Here is a 19416-nt window from a genome sequence, read left to right on the forward strand (position 1 = left end):
GCAAAAAGCCGCACGCCATGACCAAACAGTTGAGATAGAGCCTTCACAAGACGCTATCAATACCGTCGATTGTTACCATTACCCGTATGAACTTCTCTCTGGCGTCACCGCGCGTAGCATTGGCTTCGTACCCACTTTCCAGCCCCCGAGAGGAGCACCGAACCATGAAACGCACCCTGCTGACCCTGACCCTGTCCATCCTTGCAGCCAACGCTTTCGCCCTGCCAGCTGCCGACCAGCATCTGACCGCCGAATCGCGCTCCAGCGCTGCGGAAATAGCCCAACCGCTGAAAACCGTAGCCGAAGGTGGTTCGGACCGCCTGATCGAACGCAGTGGCCGCGTTGCCGAAGGGGGCTCTGATCGCCTGATCGAACGCAGTGGCCGCGTTGCCGAAGGTGGTTCGGATCGCCTGATCGAACGCAGTGGCCGTGTTGCCGAAGGTGGTTCGGATCGCCTGATCGAACGCAGTGGCCGTGTTGCCGAAGGTGGTTCGGATCGCCTGATCGAACGCAGTGGCCGCGTTGCCGAAGGTGGCTCGGATCGCCTGGTTGAAATCAGCCACGTGAGCTGATCGCCATGGCCGAAAAGAACAACCGCTGTCACACGGCTTGCTCCCCTCCCAGCCCGGTCCATTGACCGGGCTTCGTTTTTTTATCTAGAGTGCCCAGCCTCACCGTCATAGAAGCATGCCCCATGCTGCCGCGCGCCGAACAGAAGCTACAAACCCGCCAGGCCCTGCTGGACGCCGCCTGCCTGCTCATGGAGAGCGGCCGCGGATTCGGCGGCATCAGCCTGCGCGAAGTGGCCAAGACGGCAGGCATCGTGCCCACTGGCTTCTATCGCCACTTCCCCGACATGGACGCCCTGGGCCTGGCGCTGGTGGCCGAAGTCGACGCCACGTTCCGCCAGACCATCCGCCTGGTGCGGCAAAACGAATTCGAACTCGGTGGCATCACCGATGCTTCCGTGCGGATCTTCCTCGACGTGGTCGCCGCCCATCGCACCCAGTTCCTGTTCCTCGCCCGCGAGCAGTACGGCGGTTCGCACGCCGTGCGCCAGGCTATCGCCCGCCTGCGCCAGGACATCAGCGACGACCTGGCCACTGACCTTGCCCGCATGCAGCGCTGGCAGCATCTGGACAACGCCGCGCTGGCGGTGATGGCCGACCTGGTAGTGAAGACCGTGTTCGCCACCCTGCCGGAATTGATCGACAGCCCGGAGCCAGGTTATCCACAGGCGCTGACGGCACAGGAAAAGATCACCCAACAGCTGCGCTTCATCTTCGTCGGCGCGCGCCACTGGCAAGGGCTGGGCAACCCGCAACCTTAGTTCTGCTACCATGGCGCCCTGCCCGAAAGCGACGAGCGCCAACATGCCCAACCCCCGCCCCACCCTGCCCGAACTGGCCCGCTTCAACCAGCATTTCGCCGAACGCATCGTGCCGCTGTGGCAAGGCCCGGGCTGGAACGCCGACATGGCCCTGCCCTACGAGGCCCTGGACGCCCAGCACCGTCCGTTGCCTGTGCAGCGCTACCGGGCCATGGCCTGCGCCCGTCAGCTGTACCTGTTCAGCAGCCGTATCGAGCAACCGGGCGCGGCCGAGCGGGCGGCGGCGCTGTTTCGTTCGTTGCAGAAGCACTTCCACGACGCCGAGCACGGCGGCTGGTTCTACAGCATCGACGCCCAGGGCAAGCCGCTGGACCGGCGCAAGGACCTCTACACCCACGCCTTCATCGTGTTTGCTTGCGCGCACTACTGGGGCAAGGTCGGCGAAGGGCTGGTGGAAGCCACCCTCAATGCCGCCCTGGAAGTGGTAGATGAGCAGTTCGCCCGGGATGATGGCCTGTATGAAGCCAGCCTGGGCGAAGACTGGGCCGACCTCGGCAGCGGCCCGCTGCAGAACCCGCAGATGCATCTGGCCGAGGCCTTCCTGCAGGTGCTGGCGGTTCGCGAGGACGAGCACGTGCAGCAATCGCTGCTGCAACTGTGCGAGGCGCTGCAGGAACACTTTATCGAACCCCAGCATGGGCTGATGCTGGAGAAGCCACGGGGCGCTGTGGATAACTGGTTCGAGCCGGGGCATCAGTTCGAATGGTTCTACCTGCTGGAAACTTCGCCGCTGCTGCGGGGGACGCCACTGCATGCTTCAATCGAACGGGCCTTCGGCTATGCCGAGCTGTGCGGGGTGAACAATGCGGCAGTGCTGGCGATGCTCGATGTAGAAGGCAATGTGCTCGACGCGACCCAGCGGATCTGGGCACAGGCGGAATACTTGCGGGCACTGGTGTTGCGTTCGGGCAACGAGGCGAAGCTGCTGGTCCAGCTTAAGGCGATGGAACAACAGTTCCTGCATGCAGGTGGCTGGTATGAGTGCCGCGATGGTGAAGGGACGGTGAGCCGGCATGACATGCCGTCGACTACGCCCTATCACCTGGCGACCTGCCTGGAAGGTCTGCAGCGCCTAGCCTGACACATCCCCTGTAGGAGCGGCCTTGTGTCGCGAAAGGGCTGCAAAGCAGCCCCAGCAATTTGTGCATTAGCGCTGAAACCCCCGGGGCTGCTTCGCAGCCCTTTCGCGACACAAGGCCGCTCCCACAGGTCGGCGTAAGGGCCCCCGATCAGCCCTTGACCGAACGGTCGATCGAGAGCCCGGCGAAGTCCTGCCTCACCGGCATCAGCTCGAGGCTGTTGATATTGATGTGTGCCGGCTGGTTAAGAATCCAGAAGATGGTCTCGGCGATGTCCTGCGGCTGGATCGGCTCGGCGCCCGCGTAAGTGGCGTCGTACTTGGCCTGGTCCCCACCATGGCGTACCAGCGAAAACTCGCTCTCGCACAACCCCGGCTCGATATTGCTCACCCGCACCCCAGTGCCGCGCAGGTCGCAGCGCAGGCTCAGCGAGAACTGGGCGACAAAGGCCTTGGTGCCGCCATACACGTTGCTGCCCGGGTACGGGTAGTTGCCCGCCACCGAACCGACGTTGAGGATCGACGCACCACGGCCGTGGGCGATCAGCCGTGGCAGCAGCAGGCGGGTGGTGTACATCAGGCCTTTGATGTTGGTGTCGACCATGGTCTCCCAATCGTCCAGGCTGCAGTTCTGCGCCGCATCCACACCCAGCGCCAGGCCGGCATTGTTGACCAGGCCGCGAATTTTCTCGAAGCCGGCCGGCAGGTTGGCGATGGCCTGCTCCATGGCCTTGCGATCACGCACGTCGACCACCAGACCATGCACTTCGGTCTTGGCCGACAGTTCTGCGCACAGGGCATCCAGGCGTTCCTTGCGACGACCGGTGAGTACAAGCTTCCAGCCGGCCTCGGCGAAGCGCCGGGCAGTGGCCTCGCCAAAACCGGAAGTCGCGCCAGTGATGAATACGGTGGACGTCATGCTCTGTTTCCTCACGGTAGGTTGTCATCGGCAGCTTTGCAGCATGCCCGTGCCGAGCGCCGGCAGCAAGCCGTTCGGGTCGTTGTTCATTTTTTGTTCATATGTGGCAAACCCTTGTGGCAGAGGGCTCTGCGCCAGCTATGCGCATGTTATCCACAAGGCTTTCCCCACGGATTGGGGGCAACTTGTCCATTGCGCGGAACCCTTTCAGCGAATGATGGTCGCTGGAGACATTTGCGGTGATGGCGCAACGCTTTCAAGTATGCCGCCTGCAGCGGTCTGTCCAAGGGTTTCCCACAGACTTATCCACAGACCCTCGACTTTTATGCCCAGGATCTGCGCTGCTTGGAAAATGCCTGTGAAATCATGCATAAAGGGCAACTGATCAAATTATGAACAGAACCCTGCAAGCCATGAAAATAAAGGGATAGAGCGAGGTGCCACCATGTTTTCCACAGGCGGTTCCACACTAATCGTGGAAAAGTTTCAACCTGTGGAAACAAGGGCTTGCGAGGGAATTGTGGAGTACCTCGAGAAAGATATGCGACAAGTTGTCCACATTGCAAAAGGGGCCGCAATGCAGCCCCAGGCACAATTCAATGCCCGCCGAGATAGGCGTTGCGCACTTCCTCGTTGACCAGCAGCTCCTGCCCCGTGCCACTCATGCGGATCTCACCGTTGACCATCACATAAGCCCGGTCCGACAGCTTCAACGCATGGTTGGCATTCTGCTCCACCAGAAAGATGGTCATGCCGGTCCTGGCCAGTTCGCGCAGGGTCGCGAAGATCTGCTTGACCACGATCGGCGCCAGCCCCAGCGATGGCTCGTCCAGCAGCAACAGCTTCGGCCTGCTCATCAGCGCGCGGGCAATGGCGAGCATCTGCTGCTCGCCACCGGACATGGTCATGGCCCGCTGATTGCGCCGCTCCTTCAGGCGCGGGAACAGTTCGAACATGCGCTGCATGTCTTCGCCGGCGTATTTGTCGCCGATCGGGATGGTACCCATCATCAGGTTCTCCTCGACAGTCATGTCAGGGAACACCCGGCGCCCTTCCGGTGACTGGGCGATGCCGTTGGAGGCGATGTAGTGCGACGACTTGCGGGTGATGTCGGTCCCTCGGTAGACGATATGCCCCGCCGCCGCCCGCGGCTGGCCGAAGATCGACATCAGCAGGGTCGACTTGCCGGCGCCGTTGGCCCCGATCAGGCTCACCGTCTCGCCCTCGTTGATGTGCATCGAAACCTTTTTCAGCGCCTGGATCGGCCCGTAGAACACGTCCAGTTCCTTCAGTTCGAGAATGGGTGCACTCATACCAGCTCCTCTTCGTCGGCACCCAGGTAGGCGGCGATCACCGTCGGGTTGTGGCGGATTTCCTGCGGCGCGCCTTCGGCAATCACGTTGCCGTGGTCGAGCACCACGATGTGGTCGGAAATGCTCATGACCATGCCCATGTCGTGTTCGATCAGCACCACAGTGATGTCGTGCTCGTCACGCAGCACGCGGATCATGCGGCTCAGGGCTTCGGTTTCCTGCGGGTTGAGGCCCGCGGCCGGTTCGTCCAGGCAGATGATCTTCGGCCGCGTGCACATGGCCCGGGCGATTTCCAGGCGGCGCTGCTGGCCGTACGACAGTTCACCGGCCAGGCGGTTGGCGCAATCGACCAGGTCGACCACCTCCAGCCAGTAGAACGCGTGGTCCAAGGCATCGCTCTCGGCCTTGCGGTAGGCCTTGGTGTTGAGCACGCCGGCCAGCAGGTTGCGGTTGACCCACATGTGCTGGGCAACCAGCAGGTTCTCCACCACCGACATTTCCCTGAACAGGCGAATGTTCTGGAAGGTCCGCGCCAGACCGGCGCGGTTGACCAGGTGGGTGCCACCGAACATCTTGTAGTACAGGCGGCTGGCAAAGCGCGCAGGCGACACGAAATCCGCTGCCTGGAAGCGCTCGCCGAGCAGCTGTATGACGTTGGTATGGCTACCGCGCACATTCAGCTCGATGCGCCCGCCACTGGCCTTGTAGAAGCCGGTCAGGCAGTTGAACACGGTGGTCTTGCCGGCACCGTTGGGGCCGATCAGGGCAAAAATCTGGTTGCGCTTGACCTTCAGACTGACGTCGCTGAGCGCCTTGATGCCGCCGAACTGCATCATCAGGTTGTCGACCGAGAGAATGATTTCGTCGCTCATGGCGCCACTCCTTTACGCGGGGTCACACCGCTACGGCTGATGCGGATCAGCCCCCGCGGTCGCCAGATCATCATCAGCACCATCAGCACGCCGAACAGCAACACGCGGTACTCCGAGAAGCTGCGCAGCAGCTCCGGCGCCACGGTCAGCACGAATGCTGCGATCACTACACCAACGGTCGAGCCCATGCCGCCGAGCACGACAATGGCGAGGATCAGCGCAGACTCGAAGAAGGTGAACGACGACGGGTTGACGAAGCCCTGGTAAGTGGCGAAGAACACCCCTGCCAGGCCTGCGGTGGAAGCACCGAGAGTGAAGGCCGAAAGTTTCACCAGCACATGGTTGAGGCCCATCGAGCGGCAGGCGATCTCGTCTTCGCGCAGCGCTTCCCAGGCGCGGCCGACGGGCATGCGGGTCAGCCGGTGTTTGATGTACAGCACCGCCAGCACCACCATGAACAGCACGGCGTAGATGAACACGAACTTGAGGTTGGCGTTGTAGTCGATGCCGAGGAATTCGTGAATCGGTACACCGCCGTCCTTGGCCCTGCGGCCGAACTCGAGGCCTAAGAAGGTCGGCGACGGTGCCGGCATGCCGTTCGGGCCGCCGGTGAAGGACAGCCAGTTGTTCAGCACCAGGCGGATGATCTCACCAAAGCCCAGGGTCACGATCGCCAGGTAGTCACCGTGCATCCGTAGCACCGGGAACCCGAGGATGCACCCCGCCAGCGCAGCAGCGATGGCCGCCAGCGGCAGCACGCTCCAGAAGCCCAGGCCGAGGTACTGATAACCCAACGCCAGGCCATAGGCACCGATGGCGTAGAACGCCACGTAGCCCAGGTCGAGCAAACCGGCCAGACCGACCACGATGTTCAGGCCCAGGCCCAGCAGCACGTAGATCAGGCCGAGGATGACCACGGTCAGCAGGTACTTGTTGGCGAACACTGGGAAGATGATGGCAATGACCACCAGCGCCGGGATGATGTAACGCAACCGCGATTTGTAGTCCGGCGAGTTGACGTGCACACCCGAGCCACCGCTGTCGAAGCCTTCGAGCATGCGCCGCCCGGCGGCGGTCTGCACGTAAAGGCTGAGCAGGAAGCGCCCGAGCATCACCCCGCCGACCAGCCACGCCACCCGGCGGGGTTCGGCATTGAAGGTGTAGCCGTCGAGCACCACGCCGACGATCGGGCCGAAGACGATGAGCGCCAGCAGGCCGGCGACGATGGTTTCGAGCAGGCTGCGTTTGATATCGAAACCTTTGGTTTCGGAGGCAGAGGCAATTTTGGCAATCGACATGTTTACACCTTCGCCACGAGCGGGCGACCCAGCAGGCCTTGTGGGCGGAAGATAAGGATCATCACCAGCAGCGAGAAGCTGAACACATCCTTGTAGTCAGAGTTGATCAGGCCAGAGAACAGCGACTCGGAAATCCCCAGTATGATCCCGCCAAGCATCGCGCCAGGCAGTGAACCGATGCCGCCAAGCACCGCAGCGGTGAACGCCTTGATACCGATGATGAAGCCGGCGTAGAAGTCGAAGGTGCCGTAGTTCAGGGTGATCAGCACCCCGGCCAGCGCAGCCATCACTGCACCGATGACGAACACATAGGAAATGACCCGGTCGGTGTTGATCCCTAAGATCGAGGCCATCTTGCGGTCTTGCTGGGTGGCGCGGCACATGCGGCCGAGCTTGGTGTACTTGATCACGTAGGTGAGCAGGCCCATGCCGACGAAAGCCGCCACCAGGATGAAGATCTTGGTGTAGGTCAGCTGCACGAAGCCGGTGCCGACCTCGATGCGCATGGCGCCTTCGAGCAGGGTCGGCACGCCTTGCTGGCGGGCGCCCTGGCTGATCTGCGCGTAGTTCTGCAGGATCAGCGAAATGCCGATGGCACTGATCAGCGGTGCCAGCCGGGTGGAGTTACGCAGGGGTTTGTAGGCGATGCGCTCGATGGTGAAGCCATACACGCCCGTGACGACGATGGTGAACAACAGCGTGCCCAGCATCAGCAGGGGGAACGACTCGATACCGAAGTAGGCCAGCAATGCCAGGCTGATCGCCGCGAGGTACGCGGAGATCATGTACACCTCGCCGTGCGCGAAGTTGATCATGCCGATGATGCCATAGACCATTGTGTAGCCGATGGCGATCAGGCCATAGACCGACCCGAGGGTCAGGCCGTTGACCAGTTGCTGCAGGAAAATACCATCCATAACGCAATCTCACCTGAGCGAGACTGCACGGACGCCGGCCACGGATGAAGCGGCCTCAAGCGGCGCAAAACCGTGCAGATCTCCGAAAAAAGACAGGTACCGCAGGGACTGCGGCCCGAAGCAAGGCCCCGGGCCGTGGGCCGTTATTATTTTTGTTTTTCCAGCTGGTGGTACTTGCCGTCCTTGTCCCACTGGTAGACCACGTAGTCGGAGACGGTCAGGTCGCCCTTCTGGTCCCACTTCTTCTCGCCCATGACGGTCTTGACCGGGTTGGCCTTGAGCCATTTGGCGGCGTCTTCGCCCTTGTTCGACTTGGCGCCGTTGAACGCGGCGGCCAGGGCCTGCAGCGAGGCATAGGCGTAGAGGGTGTAGCCCTCAGGTTCGGTACCTGCCTTGCGGAACTCTTCCACCACTGCCTTGCTGTCGGGCAGCATGCGCGGGTCGGCGCCGAAGGTCATGTACACGCCATTGACGTATTGCGCGCCGCCAGCGGTGGACACCAGCTCGTCGGTGACGATGCCATCATCGGACATGAACTTGACGTCTTTCAGGCCCTGCTCGCGCAGTTGGCGCACCAGCGGGCCGGCTTCCGGATGCAGGCCACCGAAGTAGACCACGTCGGCACCGGCGGCACGGATCTTGGTGACCACGGCGCTGAAGTCCTTCTCGCCGCGGGTCAGGCCTTCATACAGCACCGGTTTGACGCCGCGCTTCTCCAGCTGTGCCTTGGTCGCATCTGCCAGGCCTTGGCCGTAGGTGTCCTTGTCATGCAGCACCGCGACCTTCTTGCCCTTGAGCACGTCTACGATGTAGTCCCCGGCAACGATGCCCTGCTGGTCGTCGCGGCCGCACATGCGGAACATGGCGGAAAGGCCGCGCTCTGTGACCTGCGGGTTGGTGGAGCCCGGGGTGATGGCGATCACACCGGCTTCGTCATACACCTCGGAGGCCGGGATGGTGTTGGAGGAACAGAAGTGACCGACCACACCGATCACCTTGTCCTGGTCGACCAGGCGGTTGGCCACGGCCACGGCCTGCTTCGGCTCGCAGGCATCATCGCCTTTCACCAGGACGATCTTCTCGCCATTGACGCCGCCTGCGGCGTTGATCTTGTCGGCCGCTGCCTGCGCACCTTTCATGTACTGCTCGCCAAACGCTGCGTTGGCCCCGGTCATGGGGCCCGCGACGCCGATCTTGACGTCGGCCTGAACATACGAAGAAACACCCAGTGCCGTAGCTACGGCCAGAGCCAGGAAACCTTTCTTGTAAAACGTCTGCGACATGAGGTGGTGCTCCTAGAGTTTTTTTAGTGTGGCACTACAACTTCTCAGCCCTGTGCTCAGAGCAAGGGCCGTGCCATCGGTTTTGTCTTCCGGGAAAACACACTGCAGAGGTCGCCCCCAGGCGACCGACGGCCTTTCCTTTACTGAGCGTGCAACCGTCTGCCACGCGACAGGCGCCACCACACGTACAGACAAGGAGCAACCATCTGGTGCCATCATTGCAACCCCGGCAAGTGTTTACGTGCAACCGCCCTGTAACAACTGACGTCACCGAAGTGCACACCGCTGGTGCGCGACTGCTACAGGCAGCACTGTTTCAAGGCTAGCTGGTGCACGGAAAAACACCTGATTTGGCCCTGTGGGAGCGGGCCTGCCCGTGATGCGGCCGGAACCGGTACAACAAGGCCAAAGACTGGCACAATGTCCGCCATTCGCCGCTTCTGGAGCCCTTTTTGATGAGCGAGAGCGCATTCGCCGAGCGCATCGTGCACAACCTGCTCGACACCGACTTCTACAAGCTGACCATGATGCAGGGCGTGCTACACAACTACCCGGACGCCGACGTCGAATGGGAATTCCGCTGCCGCAACGGTGAGGATCTGCGTCCCTATCTTGGCGAGATTCGCCACCAGCTCGACCTGCTAGGCGACCTCACTCTCGATGATGGCCAGCTGGGCTTTCTTGAGCGCATCAGCTTCCTCAAGCCCGACTTCCTGCGCTTTTTGCGTCTATTCCGCTTCAACCTGCGCTATGTGCGCATCGGCATCGAACACGACCAGCTGTTTCTGCGCCTGAAAGGCCCATGGCTGCATGTGATCCTTTTCGAAGTGCCACTGCTGGCCATCATCAGCGAGGTGCGCAACCGCCACCTGCACCCGCGCATGCGCCTGGCCGAGGCCCGTGATCAGCTGTACCGCAAGTTCGACTGGCTGCGCGCCCACGCCAGCGACGACGAACTGGCCGAGCTGCAGGTGGCCGATTTCGGCACCCGTCGGCGTTTTTCCAGCCGTGTGCAGGAGGACGTGGTGCGCGCGCTGCGCGACGAGTTTCCGGGCCGCTTCGTCGGCACCAGCAACGTCGACCTGGCCTGGAAGCTGGATATCAAGCCACTGGGCACCATGGCCCACGAATGGATCATGGCCCATCAGCAACTCGGCCCGCGCCTGATCGACAGCCAGATCGCCGCGCTGGATTGCTGGGTCCGCGAGTACCGCGGCCTGCTCGGCATCGCCCTGACCGACTGCATCACCATGGATGCCTTCCTCAACGATTTCGACTTGTACTTCGCCAAGCTGTTCGACGGCCTGCGCCATGACTCGGGTGAGCCGGTGGCTTGGGCGGAAAAGGCCATCGGCCATTACCAGAAGCTGGGTATCGACCCGATGACCAAGACATTGGTGTTTTCCGACGGCCTCAACCTGACCCGCTCGCTGGAAATCTTCCGTGCCCTGCGCGGTCGCATCAACGTCAGTTTCGGCATCGGCACCAACCTCACCTGTGACATCCCCGGTGTGGCGCCCATGAACATCGTGCTTAAAATGACCGACTGCAACGGCTCGCCGGTGGCAAAGATCTCGGACGAAGCCGCCAAGACCCAATGCCGCGACGAGAACTTCGTCGCCTACATGCGTCACGTATTCAAAGTCCCCAGCAAGGAGTAACCCATGCAAGCGGTTCAGCAAGAGATTGCCCAGGCGCTGAAAGTACAGCCGCCGTTCGCCGATGCCGCTGCGCTCGAGGCCGAAGTCGCCCGTCGCGTGGCGTTCATCAAGGACTGCCTGGCCAACGCCCGGCTAAAGACCCTGGTGCTGGGCATCAGCGGCGGCGTCGATTCGCTGACCGCCGCCCTGCTCGCCCAGCGCGCCGTCAGCGAGCTGCGCGCCGAGTCCGGCGACAAGGCGTACACCTTCATCGCCGTGCGCCTGCCGTACCAGGTACAGCACGACGAGCACGACGCCCAGGCCTGCCTGGAGGTGATCAAGGCCGATGAAGTGCACACCGTGGACATCGCCCCGGCGGTACGGGCACTGGCAGCGGAAGTGGTGGAGTTGAAAAATGGCTCGCCCACCCTGGTGGACTTCGTGGTCGGCAACGTCAAGGCACGCACGCGCATGGTTGCCCAGTACACCATCGCCGGCGCTCGCGCAGGCCTTGTGATCGGCACCGACCATGCCGCCGAGGCGGTGATGGGCTTCTTTACCAAGTTCGGTGATGGTGCCTGCGACCTGGCGCCGCTGAGCGGGCTGGTAAAGAACCAGGTACGGGCGATAGCGCGCAGCTTCGGTGCGCCGGAGTCACTGGTGGAGAAAGTACCGACTGCGGACCTGGAAGATCTGGAGCCGGGCAAGCCTGACGAGGCATCGCATGGCGTGACCTACCAGCAGATCGATGCTTTCCTGCACGGATTGCCGGTGGATCAGGAAGCGTTCGACATCATCGTCGCTACCTACCGCAAGACCCAGCACAAGCGCGAACTGCCGTTCGCTCCTTAAAAGCTTCGCGGGCACGCCCGCTCCCACAAGTACCCAAAATTCAGCATCTGTGGAGTACCTGTGGGAGCGGGCGTGCCCGCGAATAGGCCTGAGAAGCCTACACAGCCGTCATTACTTGACGACAACCTTGCCCTTCATCATCGAGATGTGGCCCGGGAAGGTGCAGAAGAAGCTGTAGTCACCACCAGCTTCCAGCTTGGAAGTGTCGAACTTCACTTCGGTTTCCTTCTCCGGCGCGCCGATCATCTTGGTGTGGGCGATGATGTTCGCGTTGTCGGCCTTGATGTAGTCCTTTTCCAGACCCTGGCTCATACCTTCGGTAGCAATGCCCTGCATGTCTGCAGTCTTGCTGATCACCAGGTTGTGGCCCATGACATTCTTCGGCAGGTTGCCGGAGTGGGTCAGTTTGACGGTGAATTCCTTGCAGCTCTTGTCGACGGTGATTTCCTTGCTGGTGTAGGACATCTGGTCAGTCGAGTCAACGGTCACCGAGCACTCGGCTGCGAAGACGGAGGCGCTGGCGAGGGTCAGCAGGGATACCGCTACAGCTTTCGCAAACATCATGAATCTCCTTGGCAGGGTTTTATCAATTGCGAGACTGCCTGAAACCGTTCAGCCCCCTGCTGATATGGGTCAAGGGGGTGTCAAGTGGCCAGCCAGTAGAATTGTTCAATGGATTGTATACAACCAATGTAAGGGCACATCATGCCCTTTTAATAGACGATGGGACAACCTCTCATTTAGGAGCAAACACAATGTCCCTTTCAAGTTTCATGAACAGCTTGCTCGCCGCCTACGCCCACGGCGCCACTGGCGCCAGCTGCGAGTTCTCCCGTCCGGAGTGAAACCGCCCTTGGAACCCACAGGCAGACGTCCTACCCTGTCACCCTGAATGACTGGAGATGAGCAATGCCTGTACGTTCCGTGTGTGTGTTCTGCGGCGCCAGCATCGGCGCCAACCCTGCCTACCGTGAAGCAGCCGTCGCGCTGGGCGAAGCCATTGCTCGCCGTGGCCTGACCCTGGTGTATGGCGGTGGCGCGGTCGGCTTGATGGGTGTGGTGGCCGACGCGGCCATGGCAGCGGGTGGCGAAGTGGTCGGGATCATCCCCGAAAGCTTGATGAATGCGGAAATCGGCCACAAGGGCCTGAGCCGCCTGGAAGTAGTCGACGGCATGCATGCGCGCAAGGCGCGCATGGCAGAGCTGAGCGACGCCTTCATCGCCCTGCCGGGTGGCCTGGGTACGCTGGAAGAGCTGTTCGAGGTGTGGACCTGGGGGCAACTGGGCTATCACGCCAAGCCACTGGGGCTGCTGGATGTGAATGGCTTCTATGAAAAACTGGGTGGGTTCCTCGACCATATCGTCGAAGAAGGATTCGTGCGGCCGCAGCATCGGGCCATGTTGCTGCTGGCCCAGCAGGCAGATGAGCTGCTGGACGGGATGGAGCGGTTCGAATCGCCGGTGCTGCCCAAGTGGGTCGGCAAGAAGCCTGATTGAACCTCAGATTTGGGGCTGCTTTGCAGCCCTTTCGCGACACAAGGCCGCTCCTACAGAAGTACGCGTTCTCCTGTAGGAGCGGCCTTGTGTCGCGAAAGGACCGCAAAGCGGTCCCAAACTGGATCAGTTAGCGAGGGATGACCGGCTGACGCGGCTTCTTGCCCTTGCCACCACCACCCTTGGCCGCTTCCTTGCGCTCCTTGGCCGCCTGTTGGTTGCGGGCAAACGCCTCGGCCTTGGCCTTCTCGCGCTTGTCCCACGGCTTGCTGCCATCGCTGCCACGCGGCGGCAGGCCGGTGTGCTGGGTGAGGATCTTCTGCTCCTTGCCCACCTTGTGGCTGCCGGCCGGGGTCGAATTCTTGCGGCGCGCGCTCTGGTACGTGTCGGTCTGCGGCTGGTGCAGCGGGATCAGCTGGTGCTTGCCCGGCCCGATCAGGTCGGCACGGCCCATGCGCTGCAAGGCTTCACGCAGCATCGGCCAGCCCTTCGGATCGTGATAGCGCAAGAACGCCTTGTGCAGACGGCGCTGCTCGTCGCTCTTGACGATCTCCACCCCTTCACTCTTGTACGTGACCTTGCGCAGCGGGTTCTTGCCCGAGTGGTACATGGCCGTGGCCGAAGCCATCGGCGACGGGTAGAACGCCTGTACCTGGTCGGCGCGGAAGCCGTTGCCCTTGAGCCACAGGGCCAGGTTCATCATGTCTTCGTCGGTGGTGCCTGGGTGGGCGGCGATGAAGTACGGGATCAGGTACTGCTCCTTGCCCGCTTCCTTCGAAAACTTCTCGAACATGCGCTTGAAGCGGTCATAGGTGCCGATGCCCGGCTTCATCATCTTGTCCAGCGGGCCACGCTCGGTGTGCTCCGGGGCAATCTTCAGATAGCCGCCAACGTGATGGGTGACCAGCTCCTTGACGTATTCCGGTGACTCCACCGCCAGGTCATAGCGCAGGCCCGAGGCGATCAGGATCTTCTTCACACCCGGCAAGGCACGGGCCTTGCGGTACAACTCGATCAGCGAGCTGTGGTCGGTGTTGAGGTTCTCGCAGATACCCGGGAACACGCAAGACGGCTTGCGGCAATGCTTCTCGATGTCGTGGCTCTTGCAGGCGATGCGGTACATGTTGGCGGTCGGGCCGCCAAGGTCGGAAACCACGCCGGTAAAGCCCGGCACCTTGTCACGCATTTCCTCGATCTCATTGAGGATCGACTCGTGGGAGCGGTTCTGGATGATGCGGCCTTCGTGCTCGGTGATCGAGCAGAAGGTGCAGCCGCCGAAGCAGCCACGCATGATGTTCACCGAGAAACGGATCATCTCGTAAGCCGGGATGCGCTCCTTGCCATAGGCCGGATGCGGAATACGCGCGTAGGGCATACCGAACACGTAGTCCATTTCCTCGGTGGTCATGGGAATGGGTGGCGGGTTGAACCACACGTCCACTTCGCCGTGCTTCTGCACCAGCGCACGGGCGTTACCCGGGTTGGTCTCCAGGTGCAGAACGCGGTTGGCGTGGGCGTAGAGCACCGGGTCGTTACGCACTTTTTCGAACGACGGCAGGCGAATCACCGACTTTTCCCGGGTGACGCTAGGGCTGTCGAGGATCTGTACGACCTTGGCTTCGTTCGGGTCTTCCTGGTCGCCCTTGGCCTGCTCGATGGCACAGGCCTGGGTGTCCTGGGTGTTCACGTACGGGTTGATGATCTTGTCGACGCGGCCCGGGCGGTCGATACGGGTGGAGTCGATCTCGAACCAGCCTTGCGGCGTGTCACGGCGCACGAAGGCGGTGCCGCGCACATCGGTGATCTGCTCGATGCTTTCACCCTGCGACAGGCGCTGGGCCACTTCAACGATGGCCCGTTCGGCGTTGCCATACAGCAGGATATCGGCGCTGGCGTCGATCAGGATCGAGTGACGAACCTTGTCCTGCCAGTAGTCATAGTGGGCGATACGACGCAGCGAGGCCTCGATGCCGCCGAGCACGATCGGTACGTGCTTGTAGGCTTCCTTGCAGCGCTGGCTGTACACCAGGCTGGCACGGTCCGGCCGCTTGCCCGCCAGGCCACCTGGGGTATAGGCGTCGTCGGAGCGGATCTTCTTGTCCGCGGTGTAGCGGTTGATCATCGAGTCCATGTTGCCGGCCGCGACGCCGAAAAACAGGTTCGGCTCGCCGAGCTTCATGAAGTCGTCTTTGGACTGCCAGTTCGGCTGGGCGATGATGCCCACACGGAAGCCCTGGGCTTCCAGCAGGCGGCCGATGATGGCCATGCCGAACGATGCGTGGTCGACGTAGGCATCACCGGTCACGATGATGATGTCGCAGGAATCCCAGCCGAGCTGATCCATCTCCTCCCTGCTCATCGGCAGGAATGGTGCTGGCCCGAAGCATTCGGCCCAGTACTTGGGATAGTCGTAGAGTGGTTTGGCTGCTTGCATGTCAGTGACCGGTTCTGGTGTGCAGGGAAATCGCGGGCGCGGAATATAGCACAAATTTTGACCAAATCCGACGGTGGTTGTCGGATTCATGATGATCGACGAAACAAAACTTCACTCCCTGTGGGAGCGGGTTTACCCGCGAATGCGGCGTAAGAGCTGACATCGCATTCGCGGCGGTTCGGCGCCCCGATAAACCCGATCCCACAGGGTTCTCGCTCAGCCCTTATTCGTCATCGTCGAAGTTGTACATGCCCGGCGCGAGGTTCTCGAAGCGGGTGTACTTGCCAATGAACGCCAGGCGCACGAAGCCGATGGGGCCGTTACGCTGTTTACCGATGATGATTTCCGCCACGCCCTTGTGCTCGGTCTCGGGGTGGTACACCTCGTCGCGGTACACGAACATGATCACGTCGGCGTCCTGCTCGATTGCACCGGATTCACGCAAGTCGGAGTTCACCGGGCGTTTGTTCGGGCGCTGCTCCAGGGAGCGGTTCAGCTGCGACAGGGCGATGACCGGGCAGTTGAATTCCTTGGCCAGGGCCTTGAGGGAGCGCGAGATCTCGGAAATCTCGTTGGTCCGGTTGTCACCGGCCGAGCCAGGAATCTGCATCAACTGCAGGTAGTCGACCATGATCATGCCGATTTCACCATGCTCACGGGCCAGGCGGCGGGTACGCGCGCGCATTTCCGAGGGGCTGATGCCGGCGGTATCGTCGATGAACAGCTTGCGATCGTTAAGCAGGTTGACCGCCGAGGTCAGCCGCGGCCAGTCGTCGTCATCGAGCTGGCCGGAACGCACCTTGGTCTGGTCGATGCGCCCAAGCGACGAAAGCATACGCATGATCAGCGATTCACCTGGCATCTCGAGGGAGAACACCAGCACTGCCTTCTCACTGCGCAGCACGGCGTTTTCCACAAGGTTCATGGCGAAGGTGGTCTTGCCCATCGACGGACGGCCCGCGACGATGATCAGGTCCGCAGCCTGCAAACCGCTGGTCTTCTCGTCGAGGTCGGTGTAACCGGTCGAGATACCGGTGATGTCGCTGTCGGAGTTGAACAACGTGTCGATACGGTCGATGGCCATGGTCAACAGTTCGTTGACCCCCACCGGGCCACCGGTCTTCGGACGCGCCTCGGCGATCTGGAAGATCTGCCGTTCGGCATCGTCGAGGATTTCTTCGGCGTTGCGCCCCTGCGGGTTGAAAGCGTTGTCGGCAATGTCGGTGCTGATGCTGATCAGCTGACGCAAGGTTGCCCGCTCGCGAATGATCGCGGCATAGGCCTTGATGTTGGCCACCGACGGGGTGTTCTTGGCCAGTTCGGCCAGGTACGCCAGGCCGCCGACCTGGGACGACAGGCCTTCCTTGTCCAGCTGCTCGTGCAGGGTCACCACGTCGAATGGCTGGTTGGCGTCGGCCAACTTGTGCACGGCACGGAAGATCAGGCGGTGGTCATGCCGGTAGAAATCGCCATCCGACACCTGGTCCAGCACCCGCTCCCAGGCATTGTTGTCCAGCATCAGGCCACCGAGCACGGCCTGTTCGGCCTCGATGGAATGCGGCGGCACCTTCAGGGCAGCGGTTTGCAGGTCGAGCTGTTCGGAGTTGGTGATCTCGTTCATGGCCACGAAAGAATTCTGGAGGATGAAAAAGACAAAGGGCACGGCCTGAATGAACAGGACCGTGCCCGATGTTAACCGGCTATCCCGTGAGGGACCACCCGTCAGCGCAGCTTAGGCAGCTACGACGACCACACGTACGGTGGCTTCAACGTCGCTGTGCAGGTGCACGGCTACGTCGTATTCGCCAACCTGACGGATGGTGCCGTTCGGCAGACGAACTTCAGCTTTAGCCACTTCAACGCCGGAGGCGGTCAGGGCGTCAGCGATGTCGTGGGTGCCGATCGAACCGAACAGCTTGCCTTCGTCGCCAGCGGTGGCAGTGATGGTCACTTCCAGCTCGGCCAGTTGGGCAGCGCGGCTTTCAGCCGACGATTTACGGTCAGCTGCTGCTTTTTCCAGCTCGGCGCGACGCTCTTCGAACGCAGCCAGGTTGGCGGCGTTGGCAACGGTGGCCTTGCCGAATGGCAGCAGGAAGTTACGGCCGTAACCAGCCTTAACTTTAACTTTGTCGCCCAGGTTGCCCAGGTTAGCGACTTTTTCCAGCAGGATCAGTTCCATTTGGTAAAACCTCTTAACTTTTAACCTTCACCGTTCGCGGAGTCTTTCCCCGGAGGGGACTTGCGACCGCGAAAATCAATCAGGCTGTCGACAATGGCCAGGACCATCAGCAACGGGTAGATCAGCTGCATGATCAGCGGCAACGTCACGTACATGCCCACCAGCCAGAAACCGGCCAGTCGCCCCTGTGCCACCAGCCCGTGCATCAAGGCGATGCCAGCCAGCACCAGAACCAGGCTCGACGCCGATGCCAGAATGATGAACTGCGAGCCGATAAACGGCGCCACCACCATTACTGCCACCAAGACCGCCATGGTCTGTTTCGGCAACTTCAGCTCGCGAAACTCGCGGCCGAAGCCTCCAGGGTTGTACAACGCTGCCTGCCAATAACGCGCCAGCACCAGGGCCAACACGCTGAACAATTGCACCGTCACTGCTGTGGAAGCGACCAGCACAGGGCGGATCAGCTCACCGGAGAGCACCGGCTCACCTTCGATTTTCGGCATGGCTTCGGCAAACGCCTTGGCCAGCACATCGAAGGTCTGCGCCAGGGCCATGTCGAGCACGAGGCTGAAAACCACGGCAAACACGGCACTGGCAACCAGCACACGGCTCCAGGGATGCTCGGCGCGCAACAGCGCCGCCAGGCCCAGGGCACCGGCAATCACCAAAAAGGTGATCGGATCGCCCATGAACCACACGGCCAGCCCGGCCAGCAGGCCGCCGGCAATGACCGTTGAAGCATCCTTGAACCCACGCCGCAGCAGCACAAGGCTGCAGGCAGCGGCACTCAACCAGAACAGCAGCGGCAGTACCGCGCTGATGACCACCACCAGGGTGGCCTGCACACGACCGCGCATGATGAAACTTGCTAACGCTCGCATGCTAGTCCCTTACTGCTTGTCGACGACCCGGTCTCAGCGGCCGTGGCTGTCGGTGTAGGGCAGCAGGGCCAGGAAGCGGGCGCGCTTGATAGCGGTAGCCAGCTGACGCTGATAACGAGCTTTGGTACCGGTGATACGGCTTGGAACGATCTTGCCGGTTTCGGATACGTAAGCTTTCAGGGTGTTGAGATCTTTGAAGTCGATCTCTTTCACGTCTTCAGCAGTGAAGCGGCAGAATTTACGACGACGGAAGAAACGTGCCATTTAATAGGCTCCTCTAAAGGTCCGTGGATTACTCGTCAGCGTTATCGCTGGAGTCGCTGTCATTGCTGTCGTCGCCGTCGGCGGATTCAGCATGCTCAGGACGCTCACGACGCTCACGGCGCTCGCTGCGGTTTTCTTCAGCCTTCAGCATCTCGGACTGGCCGGTTACGGCTTCGTCGCGACGGATGACGAGGTTACGGATAACGGCATCGTTGTAGCGGAAGTTGTCTTCCAGCTCGGCCAGGGCCTTGCCGGTGCACTCAACGTTCAGCATCACGTAGTGAGCCTTGTGAACATTGTTGATTGCGTAGGCCAGTTGACGACGGCCCCAGTCTTCCAGGCGGTGGATCTTGCCGCCATCTTCTTCGATCAGCTTGGTGTAACGCTCAACCATGCCGCCGACTTGCTCGCTCTGGTCCGGGTGAACCAGGAAGATGATTTCGTAATGACGCATGAATGCTCCTTACGGGTTAGTAGTCTGCCAGCGAATCTGGTCAGACAAGGAGTGAATGACACTGTATGTCTTGCACGGAGGGGAGGCACATGTGCGCCTGCCAGCTCGGCAAGGGGCGCAATTGTAGAGAAGGCGGGGCGCACAA

The 19416-nt window shown here is 61.5% G+C and carries 19 protein-coding genes; 6 read left to right on the forward strand and 13 right to left on the reverse strand.

Going from position 1 to position 19416, the window contains the following annotated elements:
- Positions 1-164: 164 nt before the first annotated feature.
- The 3 genes from ACIPW4_RS08290 to ACIPW4_RS08300 all read left to right on the forward strand — a co-directional run bounded on the left by ACIPW4_RS08290 (position 165) and on the right by ACIPW4_RS08300 (position 2471).
- Complete coding sequence (locus ACIPW4_RS08290; protein WP_400656599.1) at positions 165-572, forward strand: phage infection protein; 408 nt, start codon at positions 165-167, stop codon at positions 570-572.
- Between the two features lie 122 nt (positions 573-694).
- Positions 695-1330, forward strand: coding sequence for a TetR family transcriptional regulator (locus tag ACIPW4_RS08295; RefSeq protein WP_400656600.1), 636 nt, complete (start codon positions 695-697; stop codon positions 1328-1330).
- Positions 1331-1373: 43 nt separating this feature from the next.
- On the forward strand, positions 1374-2471 hold the full coding sequence (locus ACIPW4_RS08300) for an AGE family epimerase/isomerase (RefSeq protein WP_400656602.1): 1098 nt from the start codon (positions 1374-1376) through the stop codon (positions 2469-2471).
- A 148-nt stretch (positions 2472-2619) separates the two neighbouring features.
- Here the strand turns inward: ACIPW4_RS08300 and ACIPW4_RS08305 are convergent, their stop codons facing one another.
- The 6 genes from ACIPW4_RS08305 to ACIPW4_RS08330 all read right to left on the reverse strand — a co-directional run bounded on the left by ACIPW4_RS08305 (position 2620) and on the right by ACIPW4_RS08330 (position 9070).
- Entirely contained in the window at positions 2620-3387 is a 768-nt protein-coding gene (locus ACIPW4_RS08305) for an SDR family oxidoreductase (RefSeq protein ID WP_400656603.1), read from the reverse strand.
- Between the two features lie 596 nt (positions 3388-3983).
- Positions 3984-4700, reverse strand: a complete 717-nt coding sequence (locus tag ACIPW4_RS08310; RefSeq protein ID WP_400656605.1) for an ABC transporter ATP-binding protein — start codon at positions 4698-4700, stop codon at positions 3984-3986.
- Complete coding sequence (locus tag ACIPW4_RS08315; RefSeq protein WP_400656607.1) at positions 4697-5572, reverse strand: ATP-binding cassette domain-containing protein; 876 nt, start codon at positions 5570-5572, stop codon at positions 4697-4699. Before ACIPW4_RS08315 ends, ACIPW4_RS08310 begins: the two co-directional genes overlap by 4 nt.
- Positions 5569-6870, reverse strand: a complete 1302-nt coding sequence (livM, locus tag ACIPW4_RS08320; protein WP_400656609.1) for a high-affinity branched-chain amino acid ABC transporter permease LivM — start codon at positions 6868-6870, stop codon at positions 5569-5571. Before livM ends, ACIPW4_RS08315 begins: the two co-directional genes overlap by 4 nt.
- A gap of 2 nt (positions 6871-6872) precedes the next feature.
- A complete protein-coding gene (locus ACIPW4_RS08325; protein WP_054887845.1) occupies positions 6873-7787 on the reverse strand; it encodes an ABC transporter permease subunit in 915 nt (304 codons plus the stop codon).
- A 146-nt stretch (positions 7788-7933) separates the two neighbouring features.
- Positions 7934-9070 carry a branched-chain amino acid ABC transporter substrate-binding protein gene (locus tag ACIPW4_RS08330; RefSeq protein ID WP_400656611.1) on the reverse strand — a complete coding sequence of 379 codons (1137 nt, stop codon included), beginning with the start codon at positions 9068-9070 and terminating at the stop codon, positions 7934-7936.
- A gap of 455 nt (positions 9071-9525) precedes the next feature.
- On the opposite strand from ACIPW4_RS08330, the gene pncB reads away from it, so the two are divergent.
- Both pncB and nadE read left to right on the forward strand, forming a co-directional pair.
- Positions 9526-10731 (forward strand): nicotinate phosphoribosyltransferase, encoded by a 1206-nt coding sequence (gene pncB, locus ACIPW4_RS08335; RefSeq protein WP_400656614.1) that lies wholly within the window; start codon positions 9526-9528, stop codon positions 10729-10731.
- A 3-nt stretch (positions 10732-10734) separates the two neighbouring features.
- A complete protein-coding gene (nadE, locus tag ACIPW4_RS08340; protein ID WP_400656615.1) occupies positions 10735-11562 on the forward strand; it encodes an ammonia-dependent NAD(+) synthetase in 828 nt (275 codons plus the stop codon).
- Positions 11563-11673: 111 nt separating this feature from the next.
- On the opposite strand, the gene azu is transcribed toward nadE, so the two are convergent.
- Complete coding sequence (gene azu, locus ACIPW4_RS08345) at positions 11674-12123, reverse strand: azurin (RefSeq protein ID WP_400656617.1); 450 nt, start codon at positions 12121-12123, stop codon at positions 11674-11676.
- A gap of 348 nt (positions 12124-12471) precedes the next feature.
- Here azu and ACIPW4_RS08350 point away from each other — a divergent pair, with 348 nt between their 5' ends.
- Positions 12472-13059, forward strand: coding sequence for a TIGR00730 family Rossman fold protein (locus tag ACIPW4_RS08350; RefSeq protein WP_400656618.1), 588 nt, complete (start codon positions 12472-12474; stop codon positions 13057-13059).
- A 127-nt stretch (positions 13060-13186) separates the two neighbouring features.
- Here the strand turns inward: ACIPW4_RS08350 and ACIPW4_RS08355 are convergent, their stop codons facing one another.
- The 6 genes from ACIPW4_RS08355 to rpsF all read right to left on the reverse strand — a co-directional run bounded on the left by ACIPW4_RS08355 (position 13187) and on the right by rpsF (position 19271).
- Positions 13187-15490 (reverse strand): YgiQ family radical SAM protein, encoded by a 2304-nt coding sequence (locus tag ACIPW4_RS08355; RefSeq protein ID WP_400656620.1) that lies wholly within the window; start codon positions 15488-15490, stop codon positions 13187-13189.
- A 223-nt stretch (positions 15491-15713) separates the two neighbouring features.
- Positions 15714-17111: a replicative DNA helicase gene (dnaB, locus tag ACIPW4_RS08360; protein WP_201202901.1), complete on the reverse strand. Its 1398-nt coding sequence runs from the start codon at positions 17109-17111 to the stop codon at positions 15714-15716.
- A 111-nt stretch (positions 17112-17222) separates the two neighbouring features.
- A complete protein-coding gene (rplI, locus tag ACIPW4_RS08365; protein ID WP_012316464.1) occupies positions 17223-17669 on the reverse strand; it encodes a 50S ribosomal protein L9 in 447 nt (148 codons plus the stop codon).
- A 20-nt stretch (positions 17670-17689) separates the two neighbouring features.
- A complete protein-coding gene (locus ACIPW4_RS08370; RefSeq protein WP_400656623.1) occupies positions 17690-18553 on the reverse strand; it encodes a hypothetical protein in 864 nt (287 codons plus the stop codon).
- A 33-nt stretch (positions 18554-18586) separates the two neighbouring features.
- Entirely contained in the window at positions 18587-18817 is a 231-nt protein-coding gene (gene rpsR / locus ACIPW4_RS08375) for a 30S ribosomal protein S18 (RefSeq protein ID WP_003249563.1), read from the reverse strand.
- Positions 18818-18845: 28 nt separating this feature from the next.
- On the reverse strand, positions 18846-19271 hold the full coding sequence (gene rpsF / locus ACIPW4_RS08380) for a 30S ribosomal protein S6 (protein ID WP_013974420.1): 426 nt from the start codon (positions 19269-19271) through the stop codon (positions 18846-18848).
- Between the last annotated feature and the right edge of the window lie 145 nt (positions 19272-19416).

Source organism: Pseudomonas sp. NPDC089996, assembly GCF_044748405.1.
In the GTDB taxonomy this organism is placed as follows: domain Bacteria; phylum Pseudomonadota; class Gammaproteobacteria; order Pseudomonadales; family Pseudomonadaceae; genus Aquipseudomonas.